Annotated in this window: 9 protein-coding genes; 3 read left to right on the forward strand and 6 right to left on the reverse strand. The window is 30.8% G+C overall.

Translation table 11 applies throughout. The annotated features are described in order from the left end of the window. Positions 1-96 precede the first annotated feature (96 nt). The 3 genes from IPH62_16805 to IPH62_16815 are packed head-to-tail and all read left to right on the forward strand — an operon-like array spanning position 97 to position 4,306. Positions 97-831 carry a ThuA domain-containing protein gene (locus IPH62_16805; protein MBK7106934.1) on the forward strand — a complete coding sequence of 245 codons (735 nt, stop codon included), beginning with the start codon at positions 97-99 and terminating at the stop codon, positions 829-831. A gap of 24 nt (positions 832-855) precedes the next feature. Then, the gene (locus IPH62_16810) at positions 856-2,172 is read left to right on the forward strand and encodes a Gfo/Idh/MocA family oxidoreductase (GenBank protein MBK7106935.1); all 1,317 of its coding nucleotides are present in this window, start codon (positions 856-858) and stop codon (positions 2,170-2,172) included. Positions 2,173-2,224: 52 nt separating this feature from the next. Next, complete coding sequence (locus IPH62_16815; protein MBK7106936.1) at positions 2,225-4,306, forward strand: HEAT repeat domain-containing protein; 2,082 nt, start codon at positions 2,225-2,227, stop codon at positions 4,304-4,306. A 7-nt stretch (positions 4,307-4,313) separates the two neighbouring features. On the opposite strand, the gene IPH62_16820 is transcribed toward IPH62_16815, so the two are convergent. Genes IPH62_16820 through IPH62_16845 form a run of 6 tightly spaced genes read right to left on the reverse strand, consistent with a single transcriptional unit; the run spans position 4,314 to position 13,636 of the window. Further along, positions 4,314-6,632, reverse strand: a complete 2,319-nt coding sequence (locus IPH62_16820; protein ID MBK7106937.1) for an alpha-L-rhamnosidase — start codon at positions 6,630-6,632, stop codon at positions 4,314-4,316. Next, entirely contained in the window at positions 6,619-10,071 is a 3,453-nt protein-coding gene (locus IPH62_16825) for a family 78 glycoside hydrolase catalytic domain (GenBank protein ID MBK7106938.1), read from the reverse strand. Before IPH62_16825 ends, IPH62_16820 begins: the two co-directional genes overlap by 14 nt. 33 nt (positions 10,072-10,104) lie before the next feature. Continuing rightward, entirely contained in the window at positions 10,105-11,040 is a 936-nt protein-coding gene (locus IPH62_16830; protein MBK7106939.1) for a sugar phosphate isomerase/epimerase, read from the reverse strand. 51 nt (positions 11,041-11,091) lie between these two features. Then, positions 11,092-11,715, reverse strand: coding sequence for a DUF1080 domain-containing protein (locus IPH62_16835; protein MBK7106940.1), 624 nt, complete (start codon positions 11,713-11,715; stop codon positions 11,092-11,094). Positions 11,716-11,732: 17 nt separating this feature from the next. After that, on the reverse strand, positions 11,733-12,482 hold the full coding sequence (locus IPH62_16840) for a DUF1080 domain-containing protein (protein MBK7106941.1): 750 nt from the start codon (positions 12,480-12,482) through the stop codon (positions 11,733-11,735). A gap of 5 nt (positions 12,483-12,487) precedes the next feature. Further along, a complete protein-coding gene (locus IPH62_16845; GenBank protein MBK7106942.1) occupies positions 12,488-13,636 on the reverse strand; it encodes a DUF2961 domain-containing protein in 1,149 nt (382 codons plus the stop codon). Between the last annotated feature and the right edge of the window lie 10 nt (positions 13,637-13,646).

A 13,646-nucleotide genomic window follows, 5' to 3' on the forward strand; every position in this document is an offset into this window, starting at 1 on the left:
TATGTAACTTGTCAAAAGTATTTTCAGCTAATTAAAATTGTTATGCTTTTTATTCACAATTTTATGTTAGTTTAGTAAAAACTTTTACGGAGATTTATGAAACCTTTATTAGATGTAATTTTCGTTTCCTTTCTTTTTATTATATGTACTTTTACTTCCATCGATGCAAACTACAAGACACAAAAAAAGATTTTATTAGTTTATGGCGGCTGGGACGGTCATCAACCAACAGAATTTAAAGATTTAATTTTACCCTGGCTTCATGAACAAGGTTTTGATGTAACCGTTTCAAATTCATTAGATATTTATGCTGATTCAGCCAAAATGAAAACTTTTGATTTGATAATTCAAACATGGACAATGGGTGAAATTACAAAGGAGCAAGAAGAAGGATTATTAAAAGCTGTTCAAAACGGCTGTGGAATTGCCGGCTATCATGGTGGATTAGGTGATTCGTTTCGTTCGAATACAAATTATTTATTTATGGTTGGCGGACAATTTGCGGCACACCCCGGTGGACAAATTGATTTTATTGTAAATATAGAAAATCAGAATGATCCAATCACAAAAGGAATTTCAGATTTTAAAGTTCACTCCGAACAATATTATATGCTTGTTGATCCAGGTGTTGAAGTTCTTGCTTCAACAACATTTTCCGGGGAACATGCTGATTGGGTAAAAGATGTAAAGATGCCTGTTGTATGGAAAAAGAAATTCGGTAAAGGAAAAGTTTTTTATTCATCAGTTGGTCATTCAATGAAAGATTTTGACGTTTACGAAGTTTATGAAATTTTAAAACGCGGAATTCTTTGGGCAATTAAAGAAAATTAAAATCACTAAAATATTGGGTTAAATATGAGTAACAATGAACTTACTCGTCGAAATTTTATAAAGAAAAGTGCTGGAACTTTAATTGGATTAACGGCTTTTCCTTATATCATTCCTTCAAACATTATTGGTAAAAATAAATTTATTTCTCCAAGCGATAAAATTAGAATTGGTTGTATTGGGCTTGGCTGGCAAGGACCCGGCAATATGGATTCTTTTTTAAATGAACCTGATGCTATAGTTGTTGCAGTTTGTGATATTGATAAAAATCATTTAATTGAAGGAAAGAAAACCGTAGATAATTTTTACGGAAATAACGATTGTAAAACGTATCACGATTATAAAGAACTTTTAGCAAGAGAAGATATTGACGTTGTTTCTATTGCTGTTCCGGATCATTGGCATGGAATAATTTCTATTGCCGCATTACAAGCCGGAAAAGATGTTTATGGAGAAAAGCCTCTTTCTCATAATTTGATGGAAGGACGTGCAATTTGCGATACAGTAAAAAAATATAATAGAATTTGGCAAACCGGAAGCTGGCAAAGATCGCAAAGCCATTTTAGATTTGCATGTGAATTAGTAAGAAACGGAAGAATTGGAAAAGTACACACAGTTGAAGTTGGATTACCTTCCGGAAATTCTGATTTTGGAGGAAACGATATTATTACAGAACCACCAACAGAATTAGATTATGAAACTTGGTTGGGTCCGGCACCATTAGCACCTTATTGTTCTGCAAGAGTACACAAAAGCTGGAGATGGAATTTGGATTACGGCGGTGGACAGTTTTTAGATTGGATTGGACATCATGGTGACATTGCACATTGGGGATTGGGATTTGATAATACCGGTCCGATTGAAATATCCGGAGTTGGAGAATATCCTAAAACTGGAATCTTTAATACTGCGAATAAATACCGCGTTGAAACAAAATATGCCAACGGTGTAAAAATGATTCTTGCCGGAGGACATCCTGATGTTTGCAACGGTGGAATGGGAACAAAATGGATTGGTGACGAAGGCTGGGTTTGGGTTGATCGTGGTGAAAGATTAGATTCAAGTAATAAACTATTGCTGCAAGATAAAATTAAACCAAATGAAATTCATTTATTTAAATCCCCGGGTCACATGAGAAATTTCTTAGATTGCGTGAGAAGTCGACAAGAAACACTTACTCCATGCGAAACCGCTCATCGATCTGCAACACCAGGGCATTTGGGACAAATCTCAATGTTATTAGGTAGAACAATAAAATTTAATCCAGAGACAGAAGAAATTATAAATGATACGGTTGCATCAAGATTATTGGGAAGACCAATGAGAAGTCCTTATCATCTTTAAGATTTTATAAACATTTTTGTTTTTCGTACTATTAAAATTTACGAGGTTTTTAATGTTAATTAAATATTTAGATTTGAAACAAAATAAATTTTTACAGAATATTTTTTTAGTAATATTCTTTTTAATTAACACAAATTTCTTTGCACAAGTAATTCCGACAAAACTGTTTGAAGATATTTCCAATTACAAAATTGGTGATGACAGAAGCAAGCTTATGGAAATTTCTGATATTGTTTTTAATTCAACAAATGATTCAGCAAAATCAATTTTAGTTGAAAAAGAAATTCTGAATTTTCTTAAAAGTAATATTTCTTATGATGCAAAAGATTTCGCTTGCAGACAATTAAGAGTTATTGGTTCTGAAGTTTCCGCAATTGAATTAAGGGATTTTTTATTAGATGATAATACTTGTGATATTGCAAGATACGCATTAGAAAATATTCAGATTGAATCAATTGATAAATTACTAATTTCAGCTCTGCCTCAAGTCTCAAAAAAAAATAAAATAGGGATCATCAATACTTTAGGAATGCGAAAAAGTGAAATTTCTGTTAAAGTATTAGCAAAAATAATTTCGGTAAACGATGAAGAATTATCAATTACAGCGGTTTCTGCATTGGGAAATATTGCAAATGAAGAATGCAAATTCGTTCTGGAAAAACATTTTAACATCCCAAATGAAAATCTAAGAAATAAAATATTTTCGGCTTATTTAAATTGTATTCAAAAAACTTCATCAAATTCATATTCTGATTATTTAAAACTCTATAATACAAATAATCTTCCAACACCAATAAAACAAGCTGCTTTAGCTGGTATTATTAATTTTTATGATAATAAAGTTGATGTAATCCAAAAGAGAATTTTAAGCGAACCAAACGATTTTAGATTTATTCCAATTTCAAAAATAAAAGAACTTCCCAAAGAAACTGATTTTTCAATCTTTGCAAAACTTCTTTCAAAATTAGAATCAGCTAACCAAATTCAACTTCTCGGCTCATTAGAATGCGTAGGTAAAAGTAATGTAAAACCTTTCGTTTTGGAAATGTTAGAATCTAAAAACGAACTTGTAAGAATTTCCGCCATCAAAGCTTTAAAAAACATTGGTGATAAAAATGATATTATAGCTCTTACTAAAATTGCCGCAGCTACTTCCGGCAGCGAAGCTGATTATGCAAGATTAACAATAGACTTAATGAAAGACTCAAATGTTGATGATGAAATAATTAAAAATATAAATTCTGTGGATGATAACGTAAAACTGGAATTAATTCGCGCAGTAGGAAGCAGAAATATTAAATCAGCATTGAAGGATATTTTCGAACTTGCTAAATCAGAGAATAAGAATATCAGATCCGAAGCATTTAAAACTTTGGGTGAAATTGCTTCAGAAGAAAATTTAAAAGATTTATTAAATGTATTGGTTCAGCAAAAAGAAGTTTCAGATAAGCGAAAAGTTGAAAAAACTATTTCAAATATTATTTCTAAGACTGAATCAAAAAACAATTCTGCGAATTTATTAATTGATGAATACAACAAAAATATCAATGCCGATAGCAAAATTTCAATTTTACGATTGCTTGGTTTCACAGATTCTGATAATGCACATTTAACATTAATTGAAGCATTGAAAAACGAAAACGAACAAATTAAAATTGCTGCGATTCAAGGTTTATCAAATTGGTCAACTCCCAAACCAATGAATGATTTATTAAGTGCTGCTGAAAACTCATCAAACGAAAATATAAAAAGTGCAGCTCTAAAAGGATATACAAATTTTATTGAGCTAAATAAAAATATTACCCCATCAGAAAAAATAGATCTTTATAAAAAATCTTTAAAACTTTCGCAAACTGATAATGAAAAAAATATTGCACTTGATTGCATTGGTCATATTGATGATTTTGAGTCTTTAAATATTTTTAAATCCTATATTAATCAGCCGGAATTAAAACAAACTATTGATGATGGAATAAATAGAGTTGCTTGGCATTTACACAAATTAAATCCGGAAAAAGTAAAAGAATATATTTTATATTTTCTTGATAATGTAAAAGATGAAAAATTTCAAACAAAGAATTCTGAATTAATAAATGTAATTGATCGTTTTATAATGGAAAGAGACGGAAAATAATTTTGTGTTATTTCTTTGCAATAATTGAATAAGTTCCACTTTCTAGAGAAAAAATATTTTTATTTTCTCCGGCAAAAAATATTTGTTTCTCCGGATATTTATTGAAAGAATTAATTTTAACTTCAGTAAATATTGAAGGAATAAAAAGTTCGGATTTTGTATTACCGGGAATAGTTAAAGTTAAATTCCATTCGTTATTTTTTACAAATAATTCAAAGTAAATTTCCCCTCTTATTGTTGGAAGTTTTAACTTAACAAAACTTAAATTTCCAATCTGCGGAACAATTCTAAATTTTTTAAATCCGGGTTCAATTGGTTCTATACCAACTAACTTTCTTGGAATAATATTCACCGGTGCGCTTCCCCAAGCATGATTCCACGTTAAATTTGGTTTGTAATATTCGTCCCAAGCTTCTGTCGTCATTGTCGAACCGACATTCAGCATATTCATCCAACTTCTTTTTGAATTGGAATTCATTAATGATATTGCAAATTCAGATTCTCCGACATTAAATAAACTTTCAAGAAAATATTGTGCTCCGTAAACACTGCATGCCATTCCTTTTGATTTAATAAATTGTTTAACAGTTTCAATATTTTTTTCTGGAACTAAATCAAATGCAAGCGGAAACATATTTGCATGTAAACTTTTATGTTTAGAAGTTTCTCCATCGTTATAAATACCTTTTAATGAATCAAACAATTTTTCATTTATACTTTTCCTAACTTCAAAAGCTCGCTGCAAAAAAAATATTTTATCATTTTCTTTACCTAAGTTTTCAGCAATTTTTGCCAATAAAATTAATGAGTTATAATGAAAAGAATTAACTACAGTATTTATATTTGAAAATTCAAAACCGTCTCTTTCTCCTTCCGGCGTTGGTCCGGCATTATTTGCTTGTCTAATTCCGATTGGTGTTCCTTTTGGCCAATCAACAATATCTTCAATTCCTTTTCCAGAGAAATTTATACTTTTTAGAAATTCTTCATTTACTTTGCCGGTAATTGTACTTATTAATTTGTCTTCCCTTGCAAGCGTAATTAGACTTTTATTTTTTAAATATTCATAATTTTTAATTAGCAATTCTTTATTACCAGTATAAATAAAATCATTCCATGCTATCATGATTGAATGCATATGCCATTCAGTCGGCCAAGACGGATTGTACACTAAAAAATCAGCAGAATATCTTGCAACAGAAAATTCTCTATCAACCGAATAATGACCAAGCTGCTGAATATATGCATCAGCTTCATAAGGCATACGTTCCCTATTTCCATCTGCATAAATTCCTAAAAATGGAGTTGCTTTTAATGTGTATTTACAAAGTTCCCAAACTTTATTAAGATTTGTATCGGAACATTCAAAATCCGAAGAACTATCATTAAAAGGATAAAATAATGCGAGCTGAGTAATTTGTTTTATATCAACATTTTTATTTTCTACAATTATTTCTACAAAACGAAACGGCATTACTTCAATTGAGAAAGGAGGTAATTTTTGATGATTCGGTGAATTCGAATGATGTGTTGGAATTTCAATTTTGTACTTATGTAATCCTTTATTTAATTTTAATGAGAATTTTTCATATCCAATATTTGATTTACCTTTATTTTTATTGACTGTTAAATCTTCATTTTTTCTTTCTCCAAGAAAAATTGTAATTGAATCATTATTGTTGTCAGCCGTTATTTCTAATTCTAAAGATGCAAAAGCCGCTTTATCGAAATCCGCGAACCATTTTTGTGAAGAAGTCTTGTTAAATATTTTTGGAGATATTTTATGAATAGTTGATGTTTGTCTATTTTCAGAAACCCAAGTGTTATTCGGCAGTTTAACAAAATTACTTTGTCCGAGCCATTCATCATTTTGTTTTTTGAATACAGATGTATGAAACTGCTGAGCTTCGCTAAAATCGCTTTCACGATTTTTAGAATCAAAAATTTTAACTTTCCACCAATAAGTAGAATTTTCTAATAGTGGATGTCCATCATAGTTGATGTTAATTGAATTACTTGATAAAACTATTCCCGAATTCCAAAAGTCTGCTTTATTTTTATCCAACAAAAACTTTGAAGAAGCTACTAAAATTTGATAACTTTTTTGTTCGGCAACTTCATAAGGTACAATCCAGCTAAACTCTGGAATTGAATCAGTAATCGCTGCAGATTCCGGAAATCTTAATAATTCGCACAATAAACCAGTAGGCGGCGAAATTCTATTATCCGAAAACGATAATGTAATTACGAATGAGAATAGTATTGAAATTATTTTAATTATCAATTTAAACTTTTGATAAATTTGCAAATTATTATTCTTTTTCAATGAACAAAACTCCAGCCGGAATTGGCTGAAAGCTAATTTCTTTTGAGCTAATCATCGCTTGTAATCCTTTACTTCCGCCGGTTTGAAAATACTCAACACTAATTTTATGAAATCCTTTTGTTAAGTAAATTGTTCCGCTTCCTTGTTTCAGAGCATGTTCTCCATCATTATCAACAACTAATTTATCATTTATATATAAATTACTTCCGTCATTTGATGAAGTAAAAAATTCATATTCTCCGTCTTTTTCAATTCTAATATATGAACTATATTGAATAGCAAAGTTATATTTTGGGATTGGAATATTTGCCAATCCAAATTGATAAATATTTCCTTGTTTTGTTGGTTTCAATTCATTGAAATCGGGAAGTTTTTTAAATTCGCCTTCAAAAAGTTTCCACTCAATTCCATTTTTTTTTGGATCAACAAAATTGTAAACTACTTTTGATAGCACACTTGGATTAAATCCATACATATATGCTTGGGCTTTTACAATCGTATTTTTTGTAATCTCAAATGGTTTTGTATAAACCGGAGAATTTAAGTTAGGTTCACTTCCATCAATCGTATAATGAACGATGGCATTTTTATCTCTACATGAAATTGATGCAATTATTTTTTTACCAAATAAAGCCGTTGAGTCCCTTGGAGAAATTACAGCATTTGAAGTAAAAGATTTAGTTACTTTTTTTTTAACTCCCTTAGTTGTAAAAGAATATTCTCCGGAACAAATTTCGAAAATTGCTAAGTTATCTTCCCAGCCAATAAATTTAATACCTTTAACACTATTTGCAATTTGGTTACCTTCATAAACATCTTCTTTATTTAAAGTAGGAATGTAAATAATTGCTGTTGTATTTGCCGGAATTTTTACATCCCACTTAAATTTATTTCCTTCCAATATCCAATTACTTTTTATTTCACCGCGCGAAGAATTATAATTTGCATTAACAAAATTGAGATCACCTAAAACTTCAGGTTTCATAATTATATGTTTGAATGCAGGGTTTAACGGATCTGTTTTTATTCCGGCTAAATTTTCATAGTACCAAATTATTAAATCACCAAGAAGCATAACATGATTTCCGGAATTCATTCCTGGATCACCATGATCCCCGTTCCATAGTTCCCAAATTGTGGTAGCACCTTGCTTAATCATGTATCCCCAACTTGGATATGTAGATTGCGATGCCAATAAATATGCAACATCAGCATGTCCGTTATAAGTTAGAGTACGCATTAACCATTGACCACCGATAATCCCATTTCCAACATGACCGTCGCTTTCACCTAAAATTTTTTGAATAAGATTTTGAATAATTTTATCTCGGAATTCGGAAGGTACTAAATCAAATGCAATGGCTAAAATATTTGATGTATGTGAATTATTTGAATACTGAATTAATTCCTTATCAAGAAATTTATTGTTGAAGGCAGTTTTAATCTCATCAGCTTTTTGTAAATATTTTTGAGCATCCCCGTCTTTACCAAGAAGTTTTGCAAATTTTGCCATTATTCTTAGTTCAAAATTGAAAAACACTGTTCCAATAAATTCCGAACTTGTAGTTCTTAAAGGATCACTTGTATGAATTAATTTCACATCTTCCGGCGGAACACACCAATCACCATAAGTATCTTTGTACATTATGCCGTCTTTAAGATATTGACTCATGTGGTCAATCCATTTCTGCATATTGGGATAATGTGTTTTAATAGTTTTTAAATCACCATATTGATTATAAAGCATATCCGAAACAAATAAATATGTTCCAGCCCAAGTTGTATTATCATTATAAAAAGGCCAATATGACGGAGCAACATCGGGAATACTTCCTTTTTCATTTTGCGCATCGCGCATATCGCAAGCCCACTTATTATATAAATTAGAAATATTAAAAATGAAACTTTCGCCAGTACTTTCAGATGATCTATCGCCAAGCCAGCCATGCCTTTCATCTCTTTGCGGACAATCAGTGGGCATGCTTCTGTAATTTCCTCTTATTCCCCAATATGCATTTTTATAAATTTGATTGATAAGTTCGTTTGAACAATTAAAAGTTCCGGTAATTTCAAGAGCATCGTGAACAACTTTACCTTTTAATGAATTTAAATTTGGTATGCCGGGATAACCAATCATTTCAACAAATCTAAATCCATGATAAGTAAATTTTGGTTCCCAGCTTTCGTTTCCTTCGCCTTTAAGAATATATGTATCGGTAACTTCAGCACTTCTGATATTATCTAAAAATAAACTTCCATCGGGATTTAATGTTTCGGCAAATCTCATTGTAACTTTGTCGCCTCTATTTCCTTTAACAAACAATTCAACCCAGCCAACCATATTCTGACCCATATCAAAAATAAATACACCGGGTTTAATTTCATTTACAGAAATTGGATTAAGTTCCTGCATAATTTTTATTGGTTCATTAGGCTGTGATAATAATTTTTCACCTGGCTTTTCAACTAACTCAGCATTCATCCATTTGGAATCATTAAAATTAATCTTGTCCCAATCAGCCATTTCCATTGTTGCATCATAATATTCTCCGTCATATTCATTATTCTTTCTTATCGGACCATCCGTAGTGAGTTTCCAATTTTTATCTGTGTATATATAATCCTTTGTTCCATCTTCATATTTAATTTCTATTTGACAAATAACTTTGGGAAACCCATAATTTCTTGTATTTACCGGAATTTCTTTTCGCGCAGCAAAAAATCTTCCGTTACCTAAAATTATTCCAATAGCATTTTCTTTATTAATATTTTTTGTTACATCGTAAGTCATATAAAAAGTTGTTTTATTGTATTCTGTCAAACCGGGAACCAAAACATCATCTCCAATTTTTTTCCCATTTATAGAAAGTTCAAACAAACCCATACCAGATATGAAGACTTTTGCATTTTTAACTTTTTTATTTATGCTGAATTCATGTCGTAACATTCTTGCAGAAAGAATTCTATTCGGAGTTTCCGGATTATCAGTTCCTACTGCTCTATCAAGTCCAATCCATTTTGCTTTCCAATCCGTTTCTTTAAATAATCCAGTTTCCCAAAAAGCAGATTCGCTTGTAAAAATATTTCCATCTTGATCCCAAACTTTTACTTTCCAAAAATACTTTGTATTACTTTCCAAAGTTTTACCTTCATAATAAACTTGGATTGTATTATCAGAATTTATTTTTTCACTGTTCCATATTTCAATATTATTTTCAGAATTTAAATTTTGTAAATCCTTAGAAACAAATATTTGATAAGCAGTTTGTTTTACACCTCGTTTTTCAGATTCCAAAACCCAGCTAAACCGAGGTTGATCAATATCAACGCCAATTGGATTGATCTTATATTCGCATCTCAAATTTTTAATAATTACCGACTCACCTTTTAAACTTGAACTAATAAATATGATTAGAAAAATCATAAATATATTTTTCATTATTGCTCCAAAGAATAATATCTAATTTTCTATCTAACTAAGTTCAGCTAATTCTATTAATTTTTCAATTTTTTGAATTCCGGTTTTTGCGACTTCATACGGATTATGTTCCCAATGATTTCTATTAAACATTTCGAGAGATAATGGACCGCAATAATTAATAGATTTTAAATCTTTGAAAAGTTGAACTAACGGTAATATTCCATCACCAGGATAAATTCTATGTTGATCGCCTTGTTCTTCTCTTGGAACTGAATCGCTGACATCGTTTATATGAAAGTTTGCAATTAAATTTCCATTTATTTTTTTAATATTGTTGAAACCGGAGTTTCCTCTGAAAAGATGAAATGTATCCATAATCAAACAAGCATCGGGATCGTTTGTATCCAAAGCTATTCCAGCGGCTTGTCCAAATTGATAAATACCTTTGAAGAAACCAACAAATTCAAAAGCTACAATAATTCCAAATTCTTCTTTCCCAATTTTCAATAATTCTTTATAACGCTTTATTCCAATTTGATGATCAAAATCAATTCTATCCGGAACCGGAATTGCCGCAACATGCTTTGAACCAACATCTGCACTTCTTCTCATTCTTTCTTTTGTTTTCAAAAGTGAATCTTTAAATCCATTTTCGTCCATCGGCATACAATCCCAAAGCCCAATAATGTTGGGTACAAACATTCCTTTTTCCTTAATCTCAATTCCGAGTTCTTTTAAATTTCCACCGGCATTTTCATAATCTTCTAATTCATTTATCCAAATTTCAATTCCATCATATCCAGCTTTTTGTGCTGAATTTATTTTATCATCTAAGGAAGCCGGTCTAATTGAAGAAGTATTTAAACAAATCGGCCATTGATGTTTAATTTTATTTTTCGTAAAAGCACTTACATTATTTAAATGAACACCAGATAGTAGAGCTGTTCCGGCTAATGATGATATTTGAATGAATTTTCTTCTTTCCATTTTCTTTTATTTTTATAAATTTTTATATGTTTTTAAGTTAACTGGGTTAGATTATAATTTGGTTATTTCAATGTTTTTCCATCTTATTTTAATACCGCCTCCGTCATGAATTTGCAAAGCGATAAATCCGTATCCTTCGCCTATTTTGCTATCTGTAAAGTTTATCATTTGTTCATCATTGAGCCATGTTTTTACATTATCATCTACGGCACGAATTACTAATTTATTCCATTGTCCTTCTTTTAAAATATTTTCTCTTTCTTCTGGAATTTGAACTAACCAGCCTCTTCCGTATGATTCATAAATTCCACCCGTATCATGATTTGGAGGCGCTACTTCAACTTGCCAGCCGCTAATTTTTACACCTTCAATTGATGAACGAAAGAACACTCCGCTATTGCCATCGGATTCTTGCTTAAACTCAAGTGACAATTCAAAGTTTTTAAACTTTTCTGAAGTACTCAAATATCCATAATCTTTATCCGGTCCGCTTTCACAAATTAATTCTCCGTTTTCTACATACCACTTTTCCGTTCCGTGAATATTCCAGCCGGTAAGATCTTTCCCATTGAAAAGTTTTGTTGTGTTTGTGTCCTTTACAAATTTATTGCATGAACATGAAATGAAATTTAAAATTGTAAAAAACGTTAATGTAATAATTATAATTTTCTTCATAATAATTTCCCGCTTAATTATAGTTGTCTAATTTTTATATTACGAAACCAAATACTGTTCCCATGGCTTTGCAAACCGATACTTCCTTCTTTGTAAAGCCCGTAATTATGATGTTCTCTCCATTTAGAATTTTGCACACGCATTTTCCAATCATTAGTCCACCGTTTAAATTCAACAATTTTCTCTCCGTTAATAAAATGTTGAACCAGCGAATCCTTAACAATAATTCTGCTCATATTCCATTCGTCAACATTTTTTAATTTTTTATTTTGAGATGGATTATGCATTGCATAATTTGCGCCGGTTTTTTGCCATTCTTCTAATTTACCTGGGAAACCAATATCATCAATTAATTGATATTCCGGTGCCGAATCAATAGGACTTCTAAAATTTTCACCTTCTTGAATATGATAGAATATTCCGCTGTTCCCGCCATTCGATATTTTCCACTCACAAATAAAATCAAAATTAAAAAATTTGTCATCAGTTATTATGTCGCTGCTTTTGTTATTTTCATCACTGAATGCAAAAAGTTCGCCATTTTTTACAACCCATCCGGTTTCAACTTTTTCTTTCCCAAACTCATGCCAGCCATTTGTGGTTTTCCCATCGAATAATAAAATCCATCCATTACTTTTCTCATTCTCGGTAAGAATATTATTTTTTGGTAAATATCGATTTACTTTTTCTGGTTCATTTTTATCAATACAATAATTTAATGTAATTGATAAAATGATTACTAATGCTAAATAAAAAGTTTTCTTCATAAAAACTATTTCTTCCTTTTAATGATTAAATTTTCTTTATCCGGTAAATTTGGAAATTTTTCATGCGGTTCGATTTGATACCAATATGCAACTGAAGCCAAATCATCCTCTAAAGGTAAATAACCATCATATCCCCAGCCTAAAGATTGAATAGTTATTTTTAAATCTTTATCAAATTTTATAGGATCTTCAATGTGCCATCTGTATTGACCGAAAACTCCAACATAGTCTGAAATTGTTGAATCTTTAACTTGATAAAATCCAGAATATAAACTGCTAAATTCTGAATAAATAGTTTTACCATTTTTTTCTCGATCGTTGTAGCCATATGATCCGCAGAAATAATCTTCTTCTCCGGTTCCACAAATTGTTGGAAATTCTTTGTCGCCATCAAGATAAAATTTTATTTCACCTTCGCCCCACCAGCCTTTTTTGCGCGCTCCGTGAGCTAAGTAAGTTCCAACATATTGCCCTTTGCCTTTAACATTATCTAAAATTGTAAAAACTTCTTTGTAAGGTAATGGATTTACTCTTCTAAACTGCGCGTGAAAATATGGAGTATTGGTTTCAAGGTTTTGCAGTGTATAGTTTATTTGATAATAAACAGTAGCTCTTTTCTCACCTAAATTTTCCATTGTTATTTTACATTTTTTTCTAAAAGGCATTTGCCAGTATGAATTAAAACCACTTCTTGGATTAACACAAACTGCAAGTGAATTTATAATTGGTTCGTTCATTATTCCCCAACCGGTTGCAAAGAAATCCCCAACTGGAACTTCTATTGACGGCACTTTTTCATCATCCCAATAAATTCGTAAAATCATTAATCTATAATCTCCAACCGGAGTCATCCAAATATGATTAATAATTCCGGAATTATTTATTTCTCCTAATGTGAATGTAGCTCCAGGTTCAATATGGATATAAGGATTAACTTTCCATCCTTGTCCTAATTTTTTTGCAGCTTTTGATGCAGTTCCTTCTTCAAGCGTCGCCATACCTCCTTTACCTTTTTCTCCGGTAAAATTTTCTGGACTTATTGATCTTGAAATTCCATCATTTAATTTATAGAGATTTTTCAAACTTGTACTTTGGCAAAATAATAATGAAATATTTGTAAAATTTATGAACACAATAAAAATCATTCTTAACATTCGAACCTCC

The sequence above is a fragment of the Ignavibacteriota bacterium genome (assembly GCA_016708125.1).
GTDB lineage: Bacteria > Bacteroidota > Ignavibacteria > Ignavibacteriales > Melioribacteraceae.